The 20,907-nt window shown below is 66.5% G+C and carries 17 protein-coding genes and 1 pseudogene; 7 read left to right on the plus strand and 11 right to left on the minus strand.

From position 1 onward, the window contains the following. Positions 1-2 precede the first annotated feature (2 nt). The 9 genes and pseudogenes from EQZ23_RS12250 to EQZ23_RS12285 all read right to left on the minus strand — a co-directional run bounded on the left by EQZ23_RS12250 (position 3) and on the right by EQZ23_RS12285 (position 11,952). Positions 3-1,031, minus strand: coding sequence for a c-type cytochrome (locus EQZ23_RS12250; protein ID WP_128454637.1), 1,029 nt, complete (start codon positions 1,029-1,031; stop codon positions 3-5). After that, a complete protein-coding gene (locus EQZ23_RS12255) occupies positions 1,028-1,660 on the minus strand; it encodes a cytochrome c oxidase assembly protein (protein WP_128454638.1) in 633 nt (210 codons plus the stop codon). Before EQZ23_RS12255 ends, EQZ23_RS12250 begins: the two co-directional genes overlap by 4 nt. After that, positions 1,657-2,058 carry a hypothetical protein gene (locus EQZ23_RS12260; protein WP_128454639.1) on the minus strand — a complete coding sequence of 134 codons (402 nt, stop codon included), beginning with the start codon at positions 2,056-2,058 and terminating at the stop codon, positions 1,657-1,659. The genes EQZ23_RS12255 and EQZ23_RS12260 overlap by 4 nt, the downstream gene beginning before the upstream one ends. Beyond that, positions 2,055-4,601 (minus strand): cytochrome c oxidase subunit I, encoded by a 2,547-nt coding sequence (gene ctaD / locus EQZ23_RS12265; RefSeq protein ID WP_128454640.1) that lies wholly within the window; start codon positions 4,599-4,601, stop codon positions 2,055-2,057. The genes EQZ23_RS12260 and ctaD overlap by 4 nt, the downstream gene beginning before the upstream one ends. Continuing rightward, positions 4,598-5,566 carry a cytochrome c oxidase subunit II gene (locus EQZ23_RS12270; protein WP_128454771.1) on the minus strand — a complete coding sequence of 323 codons (969 nt, stop codon included), beginning with the start codon at positions 5,564-5,566 and terminating at the stop codon, positions 4,598-4,600. The genes ctaD and EQZ23_RS12270 overlap by 4 nt, the downstream gene beginning before the upstream one ends. Before the next feature lie 203 nt (positions 5,567-5,769). Beyond that, entirely contained in the window at positions 5,770-7,938 is a 2,169-nt protein-coding gene (locus EQZ23_RS12275) for a TonB-dependent receptor (RefSeq protein WP_128454641.1), read from the minus strand. A gap of 233 nt (positions 7,939-8,171) precedes the next feature. Next, positions 8,172-10,766 carry a PAS domain-containing protein gene (locus EQZ23_RS12280; protein WP_276318473.1) on the minus strand — a complete coding sequence of 865 codons (2,595 nt, stop codon included), beginning with the start codon at positions 10,764-10,766 and terminating at the stop codon, positions 8,172-8,174. Positions 10,767-10,847: 81 nt separating this feature from the next. Then, positions 10,848-11,078, minus strand: a pseudogene (locus tag EQZ23_RS20475) (PAS domain-containing protein); the annotation flags it as partial. 85 nt (positions 11,079-11,163) lie between these two features. Continuing rightward, a complete protein-coding gene (locus EQZ23_RS12285) occupies positions 11,164-11,952 on the minus strand; it encodes an N-formylglutamate amidohydrolase (RefSeq protein WP_128454643.1) in 789 nt (262 codons plus the stop codon). 16 nt (positions 11,953-11,968) lie between these two features. Between EQZ23_RS12285 and EQZ23_RS12290 the strand changes: the two genes are divergently transcribed. The 3 genes from EQZ23_RS12290 (at position 11,969) to EQZ23_RS12300 (ending at position 14,153) form a co-directional block, all read left to right on the plus strand. After that, positions 11,969-12,886: a transglutaminase family protein gene (locus tag EQZ23_RS12290; protein ID WP_128454644.1), complete on the plus strand. Its 918-nt coding sequence runs from the start codon at positions 11,969-11,971 to the stop codon at positions 12,884-12,886. 25 nt (positions 12,887-12,911) lie between these two features. Then, positions 12,912-13,727, plus strand: a complete 816-nt coding sequence (locus EQZ23_RS12295) for a transglutaminase family protein (RefSeq protein WP_128454645.1) — start codon at positions 12,912-12,914, stop codon at positions 13,725-13,727. Positions 13,728-13,817: 90 nt separating this feature from the next. After that, positions 13,818-14,153, plus strand: a complete 336-nt coding sequence (locus EQZ23_RS12300; protein WP_128454646.1) for a hypothetical protein — start codon at positions 13,818-13,820, stop codon at positions 14,151-14,153. Between the two features lie 44 nt (positions 14,154-14,197). Here EQZ23_RS12300 and EQZ23_RS12305 read toward each other — a convergent pair whose 3' ends face one another. Both EQZ23_RS12305 and EQZ23_RS12310 read right to left on the minus strand, forming a co-directional pair. Continuing rightward, positions 14,198-14,932, minus strand: coding sequence for a Crp/Fnr family transcriptional regulator (locus EQZ23_RS12305; protein ID WP_128454647.1), 735 nt, complete (start codon positions 14,930-14,932; stop codon positions 14,198-14,200). Between the two features lie 175 nt (positions 14,933-15,107). Further along, on the minus strand, positions 15,108-15,821 hold the full coding sequence (locus EQZ23_RS12310; protein WP_128454648.1) for an arylesterase: 714 nt from the start codon (positions 15,819-15,821) through the stop codon (positions 15,108-15,110). A 25-nt stretch (positions 15,822-15,846) separates the two neighbouring features. Here EQZ23_RS12310 and EQZ23_RS12315 point away from each other — a divergent pair, with 25 nt between their 5' ends. From EQZ23_RS12315 to EQZ23_RS12330, 4 genes are all read left to right on the plus strand, one after another. Then, entirely contained in the window at positions 15,847-16,545 is a 699-nt protein-coding gene (locus tag EQZ23_RS12315; protein WP_128454772.1) for an ATP-binding cassette domain-containing protein, read from the plus strand. Further along, positions 16,542-19,037, plus strand: coding sequence for an FtsX-like permease family protein (locus EQZ23_RS12320; RefSeq protein ID WP_206364227.1), 2,496 nt, complete (start codon positions 16,542-16,544; stop codon positions 19,035-19,037). The genes EQZ23_RS12315 and EQZ23_RS12320 overlap by 4 nt, the downstream gene beginning before the upstream one ends. Before the next feature lie 111 nt (positions 19,038-19,148). Then, positions 19,149-20,267, plus strand: a complete 1,119-nt coding sequence (locus tag EQZ23_RS12325) for a YihY/virulence factor BrkB family protein (protein ID WP_128454649.1) — start codon at positions 19,149-19,151, stop codon at positions 20,265-20,267. Positions 20,268-20,278: 11 nt separating this feature from the next. After that, positions 20,279-20,656 (plus strand): reverse transcriptase-like protein, encoded by a 378-nt coding sequence (locus EQZ23_RS12330; RefSeq protein ID WP_346427822.1) that lies wholly within the window; start codon positions 20,279-20,281, stop codon positions 20,654-20,656. Positions 20,657-20,907 lie beyond the last annotated feature (251 nt).

Here is a 20,907-nt window from a genome sequence, read left to right on the forward strand (position 1 = left end):
GATCACTGGCCTGCGAGGTGGCGCGCGAGCGGATCGATCATGTCTTCGGGGATACGGCGCGCGATGACGGGCATCGTCGCCTGCGATTTGCGGGCGTCGACCACCGTCTCGTCACCGCGCCAGTTGCGAAGGCGTTGCGCGATGTAGCTGGCGCGCTGGCCGGCTAGCACAGGGTAGGGCTTGCCGGGCGCGTGGCAGCTTGCGCAGGCGGGAAGCTGGACCTTCGGCAGTCCCTCCCGGTCGATCTTCGCGGCCTCGCTCAAGCCCGGCGGGGTGGCGCCGCCAATGCCCGGCATCGCCGCGAAATGGTCCGCAAGCCGCGTCATCTCCGCGGGTGGCAGCGTCGCGGCGGCGTTCGCCATCACCGCGCTCTGGCGTGTGCCGGTCGCATAGGCCTCCAGCGCAGCCCGGAGATAGGCCGGGCTCTGGCCGCCGAGCACGGGCATGTCGGGTTGGCCGCGGCCCCGTCCGTCCGCACCGTGACAGCCTGCGCAGGTCGCGATCCTTGCATCGGAAACGCCCGGTGCTTCGGTCAGCGAGCGATAGGTCGCAGGCGACATGTCGGGCAGCAGGCGGACGAAGGCGACCATGCGGCGGACTTCGTCGTCGCGGTCCTTCGCCGCCCAGCCGGGCATGCCGGTGTATTTGACGCCGTGCTTGAGGATCCAGAAGATCTGCTTGTCGGTCCATTCGCGCGCGTTGATCGACAGGTCCGGGGCAGGGGGCGTCGCCGCCTGCATCACGGGCAGCGGACGCACGCCGGGCGCGCCGTGGCACGACGCGCAGCTCGCCTTGAACAGGCCGGCGGCACTGACCAGACCATCCTTTGCCTTGGGATCGTCGGGCGCGGTAACGGCGGCATAGGTGCGAACCGAGTTGCGCATCGTCCAATGGAGGAACCAGTCGGTGATCTTCCAATGGCCCGACGACGCGGCGATGTTGAACACCCCCGACCACGCGAACAGCAGCCCGGCGAGCGCCAGCGCGACGAAGGTGGCGACTGCGCGCGCCCAGGTGATCCGGATCGTCATGCCGTCGCGCTCCGTGTCTTCAATAATCCGCCGAGCATCGCCAGCCCGCCGATGAAATAGCTCGCCGCGCCGACCATCAGCATGACGACGCCGCCGAGCTGCTGGTCCTCGAGTGCGTCGAGGCCGTGGATGGCCGGGTGCCCCGCCATCATAGGGTCCATCATCGCGTAGAGCGGTCGGGGCGCGAGCCCGATCAGTGCGCCGAGCAATGTCATGTGCATCGACGTCAGCAGCAGCGCGGCAACGCCTGACGCCCGTCGATCGCTCGCGCCGCCGATGCGGGTGCCGAGCACCGCGGTCCACAGCAACAGGCCCGCCGCGAGGAAACTCGCCTGCTCGATCAGCAACGCCAATGGCTGCATGTCGACCCGCAGCCGCAGCGCGGGCAGGTGCCACAGCCACACCACGACGAGTTCGACCAGCGACATCGCCAGCGGCGTCACGATCGCGGGCCAGCGCTCGGCAGGATCCCAGCGCGATCCGGCCATCCCGTAGGCGAGGAACGGGGCCGCGACCGCGACCGCGATCATGTGCCCGGTCATGTGGCCGACCATGCCCAGCGGCGCGGCGGCGAACGCCCAGCCGATCGGGACCAGCGCAACGCCCAGGATGAGGCTCGCGCGCCTCATCGGCAATCGCCGAACATGATCACCGGCAGCGCGGTGAAGATCACCGCGACGAAGCTCAGCCCCGCCAGCAACCGCGTCGACAGCGCGAGGAAGCGCAGCCGGTCGATCGCGGTGCCCTGCTCATGCGGGGGTGGATCGCCTGGCGTCTGCGACTGGACGCGGGCGACATAGCCCGCCGTGACGATCCCGAGCAGTGCCACGATCGTCGCGATCAGCGTCGCCAGCGGAAACCCGGTCAACGCTGTCCCCGGCGTAGGCGATTTCGCGCACGTCACCGCGACCCACAGATAGCAGAACAGGAAATGCACGGCCCAGATCGTCGGCGGGACGATCAGCGTCCACAACGTCACCTTCAGGTCGCGCGCCCAGTGCTTCCGGTCGGACTTGGGCTCCGTCATGCGACCCCCGGGAACAGGCCGATCGTGCAGAACGTCACGATGCCGGTCAGCGCGAGGAAATGGTGGTACACGGTGATGTTGCGCAGGTCCGCGTCATAAACCGGCGTCATCTTCCCCGCGAGGCTGCGTGCGAGTGTGTAGGCCTGCATGATGACCCCGATCGCGGCATGCACCGCCGTCCAGATCGCCAGCGTCCAGACGATCGCGGGATAGACGTGCAGCTCGGGGTCGAGCCCCGAATACCAGGGCCCGGCGAGCCCGGCGAAGAGGCTTGCGAGCGTCGCGACGATCCCGACCACCAGCAGCGCGCGGCCTGCGCCGACATTGCCCCGTCGATGCACCTCGCGCGCACCGACGGTTGCGGCCCAGCCGGCGAGCGTCAGCGCCAGCGCGACCATCGGCCAGAACACGCCCGGCCCGTTCAGCCCCGTGCCGCTCGGCGGGAAGTCGTTGTGGATCGTCCAGAAGAAGAAATAGCCGAAGACGAGCCCCGAAAACGCGGTCGCGTCCGCCATCATCGTGATGAACATCGCCCACCAGCCCGGCGCCGAGGGCCCCGAGGTGTAGAGCGGCACCTCGATGCCGTGGCCGATATGCTTGCTCGGCTTTTCGGGGATTTCGGCGGTGCCGGTCCACAGCCACCAGAGTACGCAGGCGAGCGTCGCCACGCCGCTGACCGCCGACCAGATATAGAGGTGGTAGGTCGTCAGGATGAATACGCCCGCCAGCGCGACCGCGGTCATCATCGGCTTCACGCTCGGCGTACCGAGGCGGATCACCTGCACCGGGCGGGCGTCGAGCACCGAGGTGACGATCGACTCGCGCCGCATCTCCTCTGCATCGGGCAGGAAGAAGCGGCCCTCGTCGACCTTCTGGACGAAGTTCTTCTGGTCCCAGATCGGATAGCGACTCTCGATCAGCGGCACCGATCGGATGCCCCAATCCTCGTCGTCAGGATGCGCAAGCCATTCGAGCGTGCCCGCATTCCACGGATTGCGCGGGGCCTTGGCACGGCGCGGCGACAGCGCGAGGTCGATGCAGACGATCGCGACGCCGGCCGCGAACATGTACGAACCGATCGTCGAGGCGAGGTTGAGCCCGCCGATCCCGAGTTCCTCGGGATAGGTGAACACGCGGCGCGGCATGCCGAGCAGCCCCGACAGGTGCATCGGGAAGAACGTCAGGTTCATGCCGACGAACATGATCCAGAACGCAGTACGCCCGAGCTTGTCCGACAGCTTCTTCCCCGTCACCAGCGGCCAATAATAATAGAGCCCGGCGAACAGCGGCAGCAGCGTACCGCCGATCAGCACGTAATGGAGATGCGCGACGATGAAATAGGTGTCGTGCGCCTGCCAGTCGAACGGGGCGACCGCGACCATCACGCCGGTCAAGCCGCCGATCACGAATACGGCGAGGCTTCCGCTGGCGTAGAGCAGCGGCGTCGATTTCTTCACGTTGCCCGCCCACAAAGTCGTGATGAACACGAAGATCTGGACGCCCGTCGGGATCGCCACGGCTTCGGATGCGGCCGCGAAGAAGGCGAGGCTGATCTTGGGGAGCCCGGTCGTGAACATGTGGTGGACCCACAGCCCGAAGCTCAGGAACGCCGTGCCGACCGCCGCGAGCACGATCCACGGATAGCCGAGGAGATGTCGCTGCGCGAAGGTCGGGATCAGCATCGCGAACAGCGCGATCGACGGCAGGAAGACGATGTAGACCTCCGGGTGGCCGAAGATCCAGAACAGATGCTGCCACAGCAGCGGGTCGCCGCCCTTTTCCGCGTTGAAGAACGGCCAGTTCAGCAGCCGCTCCATCTCGAACAGCACGTCGCCTGCGATCAGCGGCGGGAACGCGAACAGGATCATCACCGCGACGACCAGGATGTACCAGGCGTAGAGCGGCATCAGGTTCAGCCGCATGCCGGGGGGACGGCATTTCAGCACGCCGACGATCAGCTCGACCGCGGCGGCGACCGACGACACCTCGATGAAGCTCAAGCCCAGCATCCAGATATCCGCGCCAAGCCCGCTGAGGTCGGTGCGCGTCGTCAGCGGCGGATACATGAACCAGCCGCCATCGGGCGCCGCGTCGAAGAAGATCGAGCCCGACACGAACACGCCGCCGATCAGGAAGCTCCAGTACCCGAACGACGACAGCCGCGGGAACGGCAGGTCGCGCGCGCCGAGCAGCTGCGGCAACAGGATGATCGACACCGCCTCGAACATCGGCACCGCGAACAGGAACATCATCATCGAGCCGTGCAGCGTGAACAGCTGGTTGAACGTGTTCGCGGTGACCAGATCGTTGTTCGGCACCGCGAGCTGCGTCCGCATGATCAACGCCAGCACGCCCGCGAACAGCATGAACCCGAACGCGGTCAGCGTGTACCACACGCCGATCCGGTTGTTGTTGACGTCGGTCCAGCGGAAGAACCAGCCCGAGGGCGGCTTCCACACTTCGCGCAGGCGATCCTCCTGGCCCTTGCGGACCGCGGGATCGTTCTGGTCGGGGGCGACGTACTGGGCGCTCTCGGTGGTCATTTGAGCCCCTGAAGATAGCTGGCGATCTGGTCGGCCTCGGCGGCGGACATCTGCGGGAAGGCGGGCATTCGGACGCCGGGCTTGGTCTTGCCCGGATCGCGCACGAAGCCGGCGATGTTGGCATGCGTCATCGGCAACACGCCAGCGGCGAGCGTCGGGCGCGACCCGAAGTGCGTGAGGTCGGGGCCGATCTTTGCGACCGGGCCGACGCCGCGGACGCTGTGGCACCCGCTACAGCCATAGCTTGCGAAGACGCGCGCGCCCGGCGGCGCGGTAATGACGGCGGGCTTGCGCTGCTCGGCGAGCCACCGCTCGAACGCCGCTGGCTCCATCGCGATCACGTCGAACGCCATCAGCGCGTGACCGAGCCCGCAGAACTCGGCACAGACGCCGCGATACGTGCCGGCCTTGGTCGCGCGGACGACGAGGCGGTTGGTGCGGCCGGGGATCATGTCCATCTTGCCGGCCAGCCCGGGGACCCAGAAACTGTGGATGACGTCGGGGCTGCGGAGCAACAGCTCGACGGTGCGGCCGACGGGAAGGCGAAGTTCGTTGGCGGTCTCGACCACCGATCCGCCGGGCGGCGCGTAACGCACGCGCCACCAGAACTGCTCGCCCTCGACGCCGATCCGCAGATCGTTGCTCGCCACTTCGCGCGGGCGCATCGCGGGCAGGGCATAGAGCAGCAGCGCGAGCAGGATGATCGACGGGCCGATACCACCGAGCCACAGCACCAGCTTCATCCCGCCCTTGTGCGTCAGCCGCCCTTCCGGTGCGCGCATCGCGTGCCGCATGAGCAGCGCGAGGCCCCCTGCGAGAGTGATGGCACCGATGACCAGAACGATGGTGATCGAGCGAACCTTGTCCGCTTCCTCGCCGAACGGCGCGAGCGTCGACTGGTGCTGGTTGCACGCCGCCAACAGCGGCAGGCACGCGCCCACGGAAAGAGAAATAGCCTTCCGCATCATCACCTTGCCACCCTTTAGAAGGGTTTCCTTAGCTCGTGGTGCGGTGCGGCGTAAACCGGAAAATGACAGCTAGTTCATGTCGGGGCAGTGGCCCGTCATGCCGGGCTCGTTCCGGCATCCAATGTTCTGCATACCCATCGGTGTTGAGCACGCGGAACGGTGGGCCCCGGAACAAGTCCGGGGTGACGGCGGAACTTACCTCACAGACCGAAGCGCAACGTGGCGCGGAAATCGCGACCGGCGAGCGGCGCGAAGTCCTTCAGGAAGCTGGTCGCGCGCCGGGCATTCACGTCGAACAGGTTGTTCGCGCTCAGCAGCAGCGTCGTCTTCGAATCCTTGCCGAACGGGCTGAACCCGATCGACGCGTTGACCATCGTGTACTCGTTGGTCTTCGTCTCGAACGCGGCAATCCGGTTCTGGTCGAACACATGCTCCACCTCGACACGGCCGTTCAGGCGGTCGCCCTGCGCCTCGATCCCGCCGAGCACGCGCATCGGCGGGATGCGCGGGACCGGGCCCTGGTCGACGATGTTGGCATGCACGTAATCGCCCAGCACGTCGGCGTTGACCGCATAGCCGCCGATCTGCGCCACCTTCACCGATGCATCCGCCTCGAACCCGTAATAGCGGGCGTCGGCCTGCTGATACTGGAAGCAGGGCAGGTCGACGGTCCGACCCGAGGGATCGGCCGCCGCCTGGCAGACCGACGACGCGACCTGGTTTTCCGAGATGTAGTTGGAGAACCAGTTGTAATAGGCCGATGCGTCGAAGCTGAAGCCGTCGCCATGCGCGTGCAGCGTGCCTTCCAGCCCCCAGGACTTCTCAAGCTTGAAGTCGGGGTTGCCGAGTTCATACGCCTGCGTGCCGGCATGCGCGCCGTTCGCGAACAGTTCCTCGGCCGACGGCGCCCGCTCGGTCCGCGAGCCGTTCAGGCCGACGCGGATGCTGTCGGTCAGCGCGTAGGAGGCACCGAGCGACCCCGACACCGAATGATAGCTTTGGCTCCCACGGAAGAAGCGCAGGTCGTCCTCGGGCGTCCGTGCGGCGAGATCGGTGATCTCGTAGCGCACGCCGCCCTCGGCGCGGAACTTGCCCGACTCATATTGCTGGAGCGTGAAGAGCCCGGTCTGGTTGGTCTCGTTCTTCGGCAGGAAGGCCTCGTCGCCGACCACGTTGAAGATCCGGTTGTAGAACTGCACGCCCGACGCGCCCTGCCAGCCGCCACGGTTGGCCTGGACGACTTCGAGGCGTCCTTCGAGGCCCTTATTGTAGAAGGCCGTGCCGACGGAGTTGTCTTCCTCCAGCTCGAAGTGGCGATAGCTCGCCTGGCCGACGCGGACGCGGATCTTGCTCAGCACTTCGCCGCCGGTGTCGATCTCGCCGCGCAGGTCGACGCGGTTCTGGACCACGTCGAGGCGGGGGGCTTCCTGCTCCTGGCCGGCTTGCGTGGCGTAGCGGATCGGCACGCCGTACAGGCTGTCGTAATGGCTGTACGACACGCCGAGGCTGCCATTGTCGGTGATGATCGACGCGCCGGCACCCGCCGTCCAGGTCTCCGACTGGGTGTTGGGAAGCTTGCCCTTCAACTGCGCCGATGCAGCATAGTCGATCGGATCGGCCTCGTTCGGATCGACGGGTGTGGTGGCGGCCGTGGCCAGCGCCTGCGCGCGGGCGTCGCGCGACAGGATGTAGCCGCCGGTACGCAGGTCGCCCGACTTCAGGTACGAGCCATCGGCGTGCAGCACGAGATGCTGGCCGACCGCGACGTCGCCCGCCATGCCGCCCGACCGCTCGTTGGCGGCCGAGCCATAATTGGCGATTCCGTTCAGGCGGTAGCCGTTCTCGGGCACGGTGCGCGGGATGCGCGTGTCGATGACGTTGACGACACCGCCGACAGCCGACGTACCGTAGAGCAGCGCGCTGGGCCCGCGCAGGATCTCGATGCGCTCGGCGAGCAGCGGGTCGATGATGACGGCGTGATCGACCGAGGTGTTCGAAACGTCGATCGAGCCGATCCCGTCGGTCAGCACGCGGATGCGGTCACCCTGGAAGCCGCGAAGAATGGGGCGCGAGGCGCTCGGGCCGAACGAGCTGGCCGATACGCCGGGCTGGCGCGCGAGCGTTTCGCCGATCGACGGGCGCAACTGGCGCGTGAGTTCCTGGCCGGTGAGGACGGTGGTACCCTGCAGCACGTCGCGCTCGCTGGTCTGGAGCGGTGCGGTGACGATGATGTCACGTTGATTGGTCGAGCCGACCGATGCCGGAGCAGGAGCAGGAGCAGGCGTCGCATCCGTGGCGTCGGTCTGCGCGTGAGCCTGAGAGGCGAGGAGGGCAGCCAGGGCGGTGGCGCCGAACAGCATCGTCTTCATGAAATTCCCTTATCGTCGTCGGGGTGTCGTCCCTGTACGACTCGCCGGGTAAATTTGATGATACATCATATCAAGTGACAATCTTGCCATGTCGGCGCTTGGGTGTCCGGCTGTTACCGCAATGCAACACAGGCGAGGGCGCCCTTTCATACGAGAGCGCTATCCAGCGACGAGCGGGTAGACCACGCACCTCGTCGAGACGGGGAGGCCCGAACTCGTCGCCGCGGGCCGCCTCAGCCCGCGGTAATCAATGCCTTGATGCGCCCCGCCAGCGCCTCCATCGCGAACGGCTTGGTCATCACGTGCATGCCAGGATCGAGGAAGCCGTTGCCGACGACCGCATTCTCCGCATAGCCGGTGATGAAGAGGATCTTCAGATCGGGCCGACCGACGCGCGCGGCATCGGCCATCTGGCGCCCGTTCATCCCGCCGGGCAGTCCGACATCGGTCACCAGCAGGTCGATCCGCGCGGAAGATTGCAGCAGTTTCAGCCCCGCGGCGCCGTCCGCTGCCTCGATCGCCGCATAGCCCAGTTCCTCGAGCACCTCGATCACGAGCATCCGTACGGTCGGTTCGTCATCGACCACCAGCACGGTTTCCCCGTCCAGCGCCCGCGGCGCGTCGGAGAGTTCGGAGTCGACGCCGGCATCTTCCGCTTCGCCGAAATGTCGTGGCAGATAGAGGCAGACGTTGGTGCCGTCGCCGACCTCGGAATAGATCCGCACCTGGCCGCCCGACTGTCGCGCGAAGCCGTAGATCATCGACAGCCCAAGTCCGGTGCCGAGACCGAGCGGCTTGGTCGTGAAGAACGGATCGAAAGCCTTGGCGATCACCTCGGGCGGCATCCCGGTGCCGGTATCGGACACGCTGAGCGAGACATATTGGCCGGGCTCGAGTTCGCGTTGGTGCGCCGTCCGCGCATCGATCCAGCGATTGGCCGTCTCGATCGTCAGTCGCCCGCCTTCGGGCATCGCGTCGCGCGCGTTTATGCACAGATTGAGCAGCGCGTTCTCCAACTGGTTCGGATCGACCAGGGTCGCCCACAGCCCAACCGCCTCGACGACCTCCACTTCGATTTCTGGGCCGACCGTCCGCCGCACCAGATCCTCCAGCCCCGATACCAGTCGGTTGATGTCGGTCGGCTTGGGATCGAGCGTCTGTCGGCGCGAGAACGCCAGCAGCCGGTGGGTCAGCGCGGCGGCGCGCTTGGCAGCGCCCTGCGCGGCGATCGAATAGCGTTCGACGTCGTTCAGCCGCCCTTGCGCGATGCGGATGCCGAGCAGTTCCAAGCTGCCGGTAATGCCGGTCAGGAGGTTGTTGAAATCATGTGCGATTCCGCCCGTCAGCTGGCCGACCGCCTCCATCTTCTGGCTCTGGCGCAGCGCTTCCTCGGTGGCCATCAGTTCGCGCGTGCGGGCTGCGACCTGCTCCTCGAGCGTCTCGTTCCAGCGGATCAGCTCGGCGGCCTGGCGGCGGCTGTCGTCGATGTCGGTATTGGTGCCGACCCAGCGCAGGATCGTGCCATCGGCGGCGCGGACCGGGTCGGCACGGACCAGGAACCAACGATAGATGCCGTCCTTGCCGCGCGCACGAAACTCGGCATTGTAGCGCTCACCGGTTGTGAGGGATCGGCGCCAAGCCTCTGTCGCACTTGGAGAGTCTTCAGGGTGAACCTGGGTCGCCCAGCTGCGCTTGCCGTCGAGCGCACCGGGTTCGACACCGTTGAACGCATAGACCTGCTGGTTGAACCAATAGAGATGGCCATCCGGTCGCGCTGCCCAGATTTGGTTGGGCACGGCCTCGGCGAACACGCGGAATTGCTCTTCGCTGGCGCGGCGTGCATTTTCGGCGCGCAGTCGTTCGGTCGCGGTGCGGACACGTTCGGCGACCTCGCGCATCAGCAGCAGGTCGTCGTCGGTCCACACGCGGGCCGAGGCGTTGTTGGCGTAGAGCAAGGCGACGAAATCATCCTGCTCGACCAGCGGCATGTTCACGAACGACGCCGCGCTGATCGCCTTCAGCATATCGGCCGTTTCGGACGTCCGCGCATCGCGGTCGACATCGGCGATGGCCACGGTGCGACCGGCCTTCAGGTCCTCGATATACGAGCCGTAGTCGCGAAACCGGAGCGTCCCGGCGATGGTGGTGATTCCTGGCGCGTTCCAGTCGCGTTCGACGGTGATCGTTTCGCGCACCGTGTCGATCACGCCGTAGCCGACCCGGCTGACCTGCAATGCGGGGCCAAGAATGGCCGACGCGGCGTAGGCGATCTCGCCGGGTTCGGTGAGGTCGCGGATCGCATCGCCCAGTTCGAGCAACGCGTGCTGTCGCAGGTCGGCCTGTTTGCGTTCGGTGATGTCGAAGCTGACCCCCGAAAAGCGCAGCGGCGCGCCGTCTGCCGACAGTTTGCAGCGGCCCTGCGCGGCGACCCATCGGATCGCGCCGTCGGACTGAACCACGCGGTATTCTCCGGAGTAATCGCCGCCCGCCTCCATCGCATCGGCGAAGCGGCTGCGCGTCGCCGACAGATCGTCGGGATGGACGCAGGCGAAATACCGTTCGAGCGGTGCGCCCTTGCGGGCCATTTCGACCGTCACGCCGTACAGTCGTGCAAACCGTTCGTCGGCCTTGACCCGGTCTTTGGGGATGTCCCAGTCCCAGGTGCCGATCCCGTTGCCCGCGGTCAGCGCCTGGGTGAGGCGGTCTTCGCTTTCCTGGGTTTGTAATGCGGCGCGGCGGCGGTCCGATATGTCGGTGAACAGGATGGCGACGAGCCGCGCGTCGGGCGCACCGATCCGGAACGCATGCACCTCGAACCAGCGATCCATCGGGTCGGAGCCATGATCGAACCGCACCGGATCGCCGGTCAGGGCAACCTTGCCGTATGTCTCGAACCAGAATTGCTCGAGGTCGGGCACGAGGTCGCGCGCGGTACGGCCGACGGCGTCGAGCAGCCCGGTCTGCTGCTCGAACTGCGGATTCACCTCGACGAAGCGGTAGTCGACTGCCGTCTCATGCTCGTCAAAGATCATTTGGATGATGCAGAACCCGGCGTCGATCGCCTCGAACAGGGCCTTGTACCGCTCCTGCGCCGGGATCGGGATCTGGTCGGGCGCCGGGGGCGAGGGCGTGGACTGCATCAGGTTCGAATTTCAGAAAGAGGGCGTGGTCATATCTCTGGTCGCCGGCAGGATTAGGGGCGGGCGGGGATTAAATCGGGTCCTGCTAGATCAAGTTCAGCGCCGCAGGCAGCACCCGCGCCAAGCGCTCGGCCCACGCCGCACATCCCTCGCTCGATTCGAGCAGATCCTGCCGGACTTCGATCTCGGCGTAGAGCTGGCGTTGCGGGTAGGCATGGCGGGGGATCGTATAGTCGATCAGGTCCATCCGGTACGGTTCGTTGTCGCCCACCACCAGATCTGCTTCGTCGCGCAACACGTCGAGCAGCGCATGCGCGAACGCGGTGTCGCCGCCGTCGTGCAGGATGCCGATATGCCAGGGCCGCGCCTGATCGCGCAGCGCGCCCTTCATCGCCGGCGTGAAGCTGTGCAGCGCGACCAGCACCGTCGTCATCCCCGCCGCATCGCGCCGTGCGATCTCCGCCGCGATCGCAGCCTGGTATGGCCCGTGGATCTCGGCGAACCGTGCCGCGCGGTCGGCCTCTCCGATCCCGGCATTGCCCGGCACCGTCGTCCCGTCGCTCGTCTCGGCGATCACGTCGGGCTGGCTCGGGCTGCGATTGCAGTCGATCACCAGCCGCGAATAGGTCTGGCGGACGAACACCGCGTCGAGCCGCTCTGCCAGAATCGTGCCGAGCTCGCCGATGCCGATGTCCCAGCCTATGTGCCGCGAGAGGTCGGCGTCGGTCAATCCGAGTGCGTTCAAGCGCTTCGGCACCGCATTTCCGGCGTGATCGCCGATCAGCAGGAACGATGACGCACCTTCTGGGTTGACCACAAAGACCGGTGCGGCATCTTCGGTCCCAAGCAGCGTTTGGCTGGCAGTGTTGTTCATGCGACGTGGATCCTCGATGCCATCTCTAACGCTCTCTCATGTAACCAAATACTCGTATCGCCAACCGGTTGCGTTCGGCGAGCACCGGATCATGGTCCGGCCGCGCGAAAGCCACGACCAGCGCCTGATCGACGCCACGCTGACGATCAGCCCCGAGCCTTCCGACGTCCGCTGGCTGCACGATGTGTTCGGCAATTCGGTCGCCATCGCTACCTTCGCCAAGCGCGCGAAGGAGCTGGTAATCGATAGCAGTGTGCGCCTCGATCATAGGCCGGGGGAACTGCAGCGGGTCGATATCGAGCGCTATGCGCGGCAATATCCCTTCACCTATTCGTCGGAGGAAATGCCCGACCTGCTGCGCTCCATCGAGCGCCAGCATCATGATCCGCAGCGCGAGATCGACAGCTGGGCGCGGCGCTTCGTCGGCACCGGCGCAAAGACCGATACGCTGGCGATGCTGTCCGACATGACCGCCGCGATCAAGCGCGAGTTCACCTATGTCCAGCGTCCCGAAAAGGGTACGCAGACGCCAATCGAGACGCTCGCCCGGCGCAAGGGTACGTGCCGCGATTATGCGATGCTGATGATCGAGGCGGTCCGCGCGCTCGGCTTCGCGGCGCGGTTTGTGTCGGGCTATGTCTACAATCCTACACGTCGAGAGCATCGCACCGGCGGCGGCAACACGCATGCCTGGGTGCGTGTGTACCTGCCCGGCTCGGGCTGGGTCGAGTTCGATCCGACCAACGGCATCGTCGGCAATCGTGGCCTCGTCCGCGTCGCCGTCGCGCGCGATATCTATCAGGCGGTGCCCGTCTCCGGCACCTGGAGCGGCTTTCCCGGCAGCTTCCTCGACATGAGCGTGTCGGTCGACATCACCGTCGACGAGGATGCCGAGAGGAAGGCCAACGACCATCAATCATCGCACACTGCGTGACACCAGGCATCCAAGGGGGACATCGATGCTGATCCGAGCCGGCTATGACATTCGTTTCGAAACCGACGTCGCGACGCCGATGATGGCGATGCTGAGCCTGCACCCCTCGCGCAACAAGGACCTCGTCACGTCGCACCGGCTCGCCGCCGATCCCGACGTGCCGACCTATGATTATCTCGATGCGTTCGGCAATGTCTGCTCGCGGTTCACCGTCCCCAAGGGTGGCCTGACGCTGTCGTGCGACTTCACGATCGAGGATAGCGGCCTGCCCGACTCCGTTTCCCCAGATGCGGTGCAGCACGCGGTCGAGGATCTGCCCGACGACGTCCTCATCTTCCTGCTCGGCAGTCGCTATTGCGAGACCGATCGCCTGTCCGAGACCGCCTGGTCGCTGTTCGGCCACGTCCCCGCCGGCTGGCAGCGCGTGCAGGCCATCGTCGACTTCGCGCACGATCATGTCGAGTTCGGCTATCATTTCGCCCGCTCGACCAAGACCGCGTGGGACGTCTATCAGGAGCGCCAGGGCGTGTGCCGCGATTTCGCGCACCTCGCCATAACGCTGTGCCGGTGCATGAACATCCCGGCGCGCTATTGCACCGGGTACCTCGGCGACATCGGCATCCCGCCGGTCGATGCGCCGATGGATTTCTCCGCCTGGTTCGACGTGTATCTGAGCGGCACGTGGCATACGCTCGATGCGCGGCACAATCGCCCGCGGATCGGACGGATCCTGATGGCGCGGGGCCGCGATGCCACTGATACCGCGCTCACCACCAGCTTCGGTCCGGCGCGCCTGGTCGGCTTCGACGTCCATACCGACGAGGTCGAAGCCGCAGCCTAAACCGGCCACGGGGTCAAGTTAGGCCTTGTCGCGCGTGGCGCGTTCGGCCTAACGGCACCGCTTCCCCTAACTTATGCTGCGATGCACAACATGACCTCGACCCCAGATCAGTCCGCCCCGTCCAATGCGAACGCGCTGCTGTTACAGGCGATCGCGCTGCGCCAGTGCATCACCGCGACCTATAACCGGATGGTCTGCACGCTGGCGCCGCATATCCTTTACACGAAGCACGACGACGTCTTCGTCGACGCGATCACGCTGGAGCGCGACGGTCAGCCGCCCAAGGAGATCAAGCTCGGCACGTTCAAGCTCGCTGGGCTGAAGGATATCGAGGTGATCGATCGCCCGTTCGTCCCCGACGCGATCTTCAACCCTGGCGACATCAAGTACGACCGCGTCACGCTGTTCGTCGTTGACCGCACCTGAGCTTGATACCATCCTCCCCCTGGCGGGGGAGGGTCAGGCGGGAGTCACGCGGCGGGCGGCAGCCACGCCGTCTCGATCTCGCCGTACCTATCGGTAAAGCCGGTCGCCGCGACCAGCGCCGCCTCGTCGACGATCCGCACCCGCCGCCCGGTCCGCTCGATCACGCCGGACTTTTCCAGCGCCCGGATGGTCCGATTGACGTGCACCTTGGTCAGCCCCAGCGCATCGCCGATATCGGTCTGCGTCAGCGGCAGGTCGAACGAGTCGACGATCCCACCCGCCGTCACGCGCAGTCTCGCCATGATGTCGAGCAGCAGCGTCGACAGGCGCTCGCTCGCCCCCATCCGCCCGATCGTCGTCAATCGGTCGCTCATCGCGACGTTCTCGGCGGCGGCGATCGCGTACAGCAGCCCGGCGATCCGCGGTTGCGCGCGGAATAACAGCCCGAGTTCGGTCTTCGGCAGCTCGATCACCCAGCAATCCGAGATCGCGGTCAGCGTTGCCGCCGCCTGCGACCAGGCCATGCTCGACGTGCCGATCAGGTCGCCGGCATAATGGAACCGCAGGATCTGCCGGCCGCTGGTGATCAACTTGGTCGATGAATGCAGCCATCCCTGGCGCACGACGTACAGCGCATGGCTCTCGCCGCCTTCCGCCATCAGGATGTCGCCGGCTTTCAGTCGCCGCTCGCCGCGCTCGGCTCGCGTGATCGCCTCGCGCTCCGCATCGGTCAGGTCAAGATGTCGACCAAGTCGTGCGATCAAACCGCTTAACTGCATTGCATCGCCCTGTTTACTCTAGCCGTCTATATTCCCCAAGTCCGCGTTGCACCAACCGCGCGCCTCGCGAAAGGGGGAATGCGAGCCACCGGATGCGACGAAACGGAGCGATCCAACGATGGCCCCGCCCGCCGCTTGCGATCCGACCGCGCAGCTGTCCGCCAAGTGTTTCCGATCATTCGGACTTTTTCAAAGCACTCTCGACGATCGGCGCGACCCGGGTCGCGATCGTATTCACGCCGGTTCGATTGGGATGGACATGGTCGGCCTGCATCAACTGCGCATTGCCGATCACCCCGTCGAGAATGAACGGGTACAGGGTCGCATCATAGCGCTTGGCAAGATCTGGCCATATCGCGTTGAATTGCGATGTGAAGTCCGGTCCGAGATTGGGCGGTGCCATCATACCCGTCAGCATCACCGGGATGTCGCGACGCTTCGCCTCGTCGAGCATCGCGGTCATGTTCGTGCGCGTTTCGGCCGGCGATATCTGCCGCAGGACATCGTTACCACCGAGTCCGATCAGCACGAGATCCGGCTTGCGCGCCATATTGTCGAGCGCGAATGCGAACCGTTGCCGCCCCGCCGCGCTCGTATCGCCCGAGACTCCCGCGTTGACGATCGTCGCGTTGATCCCGTCGCGCCGCAATCGAGCCTGTACCGCGTCCGGCAGACTCTGCCCGCGGTCGAGGCCATAGCCCGCGTAGAGACTGTCGCCAAAAGCCAGGATCAGGCGCTCGGGTCCGCTCGGCGCGGGAGCGTCCGCCACCGGCGCAACCGCATTCGTGGTGGCTGCCGGGGCAGGGGCCTCCGCTGCCCGGTCGCACGCGCTCAACAGCGCGGCTTGGAGAAGCGCCAGTCCGCCCCCATAAAGAGGCCAGCGTCGCATCTGTTTCTCCAAGATATTGGTCTCCATGTCCGAACCTGCTTCCGCCGATATGGTGATCTCGGCGCGCGATGTCACGCTGACACTCGGCGCCGCCACCGCTGCGACGACGATCCTCAAGGGCATCGATCTCGACATCGCCCGCGGCACCAGCGTCGCGCTGCTTGGGCCGTCGGGATCGGGCAAGTCGTCGCTGATGGCGATCCTGTCCGGGCTCGAACAGGCGAGCGGGGGACGTGTGGAGGTCGCCGGCCTGGATTTCGGGACGCTCGACGAGGATGCTCTGGCGCGGGCGCGGCGCGGGCGGATCGGAATCGTGCTTCAGGCCTTCCACCTGTTGCCGACGATGACCGCGCTGGAGAATGTCGCGGTGCCGATGGAGCTGGCGGGCATGGCGGATGCGTTCGCGCGCGCCGAGGCCGAACTGGACGCGGTCGGCCTCTCGCACCGCATCGGCCACTACCCCACGCAATTGTCGGGCGGCGAACAGCAGCGCGTGGCGATCGCGCGCGCGCTGGGGCCGAGGCCGGATATCGTGTTTGCCGACGAACCGACCGGCAATCTCGATGCGACGACCGGGGCCTCGATCATGGACCTGCTGTTCGATCGTCGCGCCGCCACCGGTGCGACGCTGATCGTGATCACGCACGACCCCGTCCTCGCGGCACGCTGCGACAGGATCGTCGAGCTTGGCGATGGCCGGATCGTCGCGGACCGGTTGCGGTGAACGACTGGCGGCTGGCGTGGCGACTTGCGCGGCGCGAACTCGACCTGCGGTTTCGCGGACTGCGGCTGCTGCTTGCCTGCCTGTTCCTCGGCGTCGGTGCGCTCGCCGCGATCGGCAGCCTGACCCGGGCGATCGACACCGAACTGGCCTCTCGCGGTAGCGCGATCCTCGGCGGCGACGTCGAATTCGCCGCCTCGCAGCGCGCCGCGACTTCCGCTGAGCGCACCGTGATGGCGCGGCTCGGGACCGTCTCCGAAACCGTGCGGATGCAGGCGATGGCGGTGCGCGGCACCAACAGCGTCCCGATCGAACTCAAGGGCGTCGATCGCGCCTATCCGTTGTACGGCACGCTGGCCCTGCGCGGCGATACGGTAAAGGCGCTCGATGCGAACACCGTCCTGATCGTCCCGGCGCTGGCCGATCGCCTCGGGATCGCGCGCGGCGCGCAATTGAAGCTCGGCACCGCGACCTTCACGGTCGGCGGCATCGTCACGGGTGAGCCGGACCGGCTGGGCGAAGGGTTCACGCTCGGCCCGGTGGCGATCGTCTCGCTCGCCGGCATCGCGCGGACCGGGCTGGTCCAGCCGGGTAGCCTGTACGAAAGCAAATATCGCGTCCGCCTCCCCGAAGGTTTCTCGCCGAAAACCGCCGTCGACCGCTTCAAGGCGGCGTTCGCGACCGGCGGATGGGAGACCAAGACGCGCGATCGCGCCGCGCCCGGTGCCGAGCGCTTCGTCGACCGGATGGGCCAGTTCCTGCTGCTCGTCGGCCTTTCCGCCTTGGTCATCGCAGGGATCGGTGTCGGCAACGGCGTCTCCTCCTATCTCACCGCGCGCCGCGGCAGCATCGCCGCGTTGAAGGTGCTCGGCGCCACGTCGGGGATCATCGCCCGGATCTACGTGCTGCAGGTGGCGGTCGTCGCGGCGATCGGGATTGCCGCTGGCCTCGTCGCGGGCGTTCTCACCGTGCCGCTGATCGTGTGGCTGGCGGGTGACGTGCTGCCGGTTGCGCCGCGCTTCACGGTCCAGGTCGCACCGTTGGCGCTTGCCGCGGCGTACGGCATGCTGATCGCCTTGGCCTTTACCGCGCCCCCGCTGATCGAGGCCGGCCGCATTCCCGCGGCCGGGCTGTTGCGCGGCGTGCCGGATGAACGTCGCGTGCCGCTGCGCAAGACCCTGCCTTGGGTGCTCGGCGCCGGCGTGGCGATCGTCGCGCTCGCGTTGGTGACCGCCGAACAACCCGCGCTGAGCGCCGGATTCCTGGCGGCGGTGGCCGGCGTGCTGGCACTTCTAGCCGTGTTCGGATGGGCGGTCCGGCGGGGCGCCGCGCTGTTGCCCCGGTCGCGGCGCCCGCTGCTCCGATTGGCCATCGCTGGCCTCCACCGCCCCGGCGCGCGGACCGGTACGCTGGTCGTCGCGCTGGGGCTGGGACTGACCCTGTTCGTCCTGCTGGCAGCGATCCGCACGAGCATCGACGCGAATATCGAGCGCACCGTACCACAGCGTGCCCCGGCCTTGTTCGCACTCGACGTCCCGCCCGATCGCGAAGCCGATTTCCGTCGCACCGTCGAAGGCATCGCGATCCATCCGGTGATCCGGACCGTACCGGCGATGCGCGGCACGATCACCGGCTACGGGACGACGCGGGTCGCCGAGCTGAAGACGCTGCCCGAAGGTGCCTGGGCGTTGCGCGGCGAACGCGGCCTCACATATTCCGCGACCTTGCCCGAGGGCAGCGAACTGACCGCCGGTCGCTGGTGGCCGCGGGATTATCGCGGGCCACCGCTCGTCTCGATCGACGAGCGTCTGGCGAAGGTGCTCGACCTCAAGATCGGCGATCCGCTCAGCTACAGCCTGCTCGGTGTCGAACGGACCGCGCGGATCGCGTCGTTCCGGCGGATCAGCTGGGATACGCTCGGCTTCAACTTCGTGATGGTCTTCTCGCCCAATGCGATCGAGGATGCGCCGCATAACCTGGCGGCGACGATCGACCTCGCGCCAGGCGAGGAGTCGATGGTGATGCGCGCGTTGCTGCCCCGCTTTCCATCGGTGTCGGTGATCGAGGTCCGCGGCGTGCTGGGGCAGGTCCGCGCGATCGTCTCGCAGATGGCGACCGCGATCACGGCGGCGGCGTCGGTCGCGATCCTCGCCGGTATCGCCGTGCTGATCGGCGCGATCGCCGCCGCACGCGAGGCGCGTACCTATGACGGCGTGATCCTGCGAACGCTCGGTGCGACGCGGCGCCAGGTGCTCGCGGTCCAGGCGCTCGAATATGCGTTTCTGAGCATCGTGCTGTCGGTCCTCGCGCTGGCGCTTGGGCTCGGCGGCGCGTGGTATGTCGTCACGCAGCTGTTCAGCTTCCAATGGCTGCCGGACTATGCACTGGTTGCGGCGACGCTGGTTGGCGGGGCGGGGCTGACGATGGCGATCGGGTTGATCGGCGCGTGGCCGATCCTCGGTGCGCGTCCGGCGCAGGCGTTGCGGCAGCTCTGACGGCACGTTTGCGCGCTTGCAGCGTTGGGCCGGCATAAACCGGGACCAAGGGGCAAGACGCTGAGCAAGGGTGAATCACAGGGCGAACATCAGGCCACCAGCCCGTGGTCGATGTCCGCCCGGGAATGGTGGAAGGTTCTCAAGCGGACTTGGACCGAGGCGGGCGAGGATAATATCGGCCTCATCGCGGCGGGTACTGCGTTCTACGGGTTCGCGGCGATCGTGCCGTTGCTCGCGTCGATCGTGCTGATCTACGGCCTCGTTGCCGACACTGCGACCGTCGTGGCCAATATCCGCGCGCTGTTCCACGTCCTGCCCGACGATGCCGCGCGGTTGATTGGTGATCAGCTCACCACCGTGGTGGGCACGTCGGAGGGCAAGAAGGGCTTCGGTCTCGTGATCGCGCTGGGCATCGCGCTATATGGCGGCACGAAGGGGGCCTCGTCGATCGTCACCGCGCTCAACGTCGCTTATGAGCAGCGCGAGACTCGCGGATTTATCGCGCTCAATTTGCTCGCCTTCGCCATCACCGGCGGTGCGGTGGTGATGGCGTTGGTAGCCGCGCTGTCGACGGCGGCGTTTGCCTTGCTCGACGGACTGATCCCGAACGCACCCGACCTCCTGCTCGTCGCAATTCGGCTGGTCAGCTATGCGGTGCTCGCGGCCTTGGGCGTGACCGCGGCGGCGTGCCTGTACCGGTTCGGCCCCAACCGTCACACGGCGAAATGGATGTGGCTCACCCCTGGATCGCTTGCGGCGACGCTGATCTGGCTGGCGGCAACGATCGGCTTCGGCGTGTATGTGTCGCGCTTCGGCAATTACGGCGCGACCTACGGATCGTTGAGCGCGGTTATCGTGTTGCTCACGTGGCTCTGGCTGTCGGCCTATGTCTTCCTGCTCGGCGCCGAACTCAATTCCGAACTCGAACACCAGACCGAGCACGATACCACGACCGGCGCGGCGCAACCGTTGGGCGATCGTGGCGCGACCGTCGCGGATACCGTCGCGATCGAAACGCCGCCGGTTGCACCGCCACCCCCATCGCCATCCGGCGGGGCAGGGCGGCTCGCACTCGCGCACATAGCCGGTGCCGACGGCAGCCTTCCCGCGTCGCTGCTGGCGCTGGGCGGACTACGTGCGGTGCGGCGCGGGGCGACGATGACAGGCATCGGCCTGCTCGTGACCAGCGCGGCATTGGCATCGCGCAAGCGGTCGTCGACCAAATCGTGATGCCGCATCGCTTGCGCACCAAGCTGTTCTTCGACGGTGGTTGTCGCCCGAATCCGGGCCCGATCGAATGCGCTGTCGTCCTTAAGGGCGTGACCTATTACCGGCACGACCATGGCGACGGCACGAACAGCGACGCGGAGTGGATGGCGGCAATTCAAGCGCTGGAAGTCGCAGCGCAATATGGCGAACGCGACATCGTCCTGCTGGGGGACTCGACCCTAGTCGTGACCCAGGCAAACGGCACGGCACGCTGTCGCACTATTACGCTTGAAGCCCATCGCTCGAAGTTCGCCGAACTTGCCCGCGGGTTCGAGGCCGTTCGCATTCGTCATATCGGCCGGGCGCAAAACCTGGCCGGTATTGCGCTTGCCCGTCTCCACCCCCGCTAGAAGGGCAGGAGGGCGTGCCGGCTCCAAAAATCCAAAAAGTGACCTGAAACTGTAAAAAAGCATTTGACGGTGTGGTGAGCTGGCCCTAGAGGGGTGTCACCGCAGCGAACGACCCCAGGGTTTGGTTGCTACGGTCGCAAAAAACCAGATGCTCCAAGCTTTCCGAGAGGGAGGTTATGCGAGTGTCGGTATTTTTGTCGGCTCTTTGACATTGTAGGTTAAGATGAAGGGACATGTGGGCGGCGGCTTGC

The organism is Sphingomonas sp. UV9 (genome assembly GCF_004101245.1).
In the GTDB taxonomy this organism is placed as follows: domain Bacteria; phylum Pseudomonadota; class Alphaproteobacteria; order Sphingomonadales; family Sphingomonadaceae; genus Sphingomonas.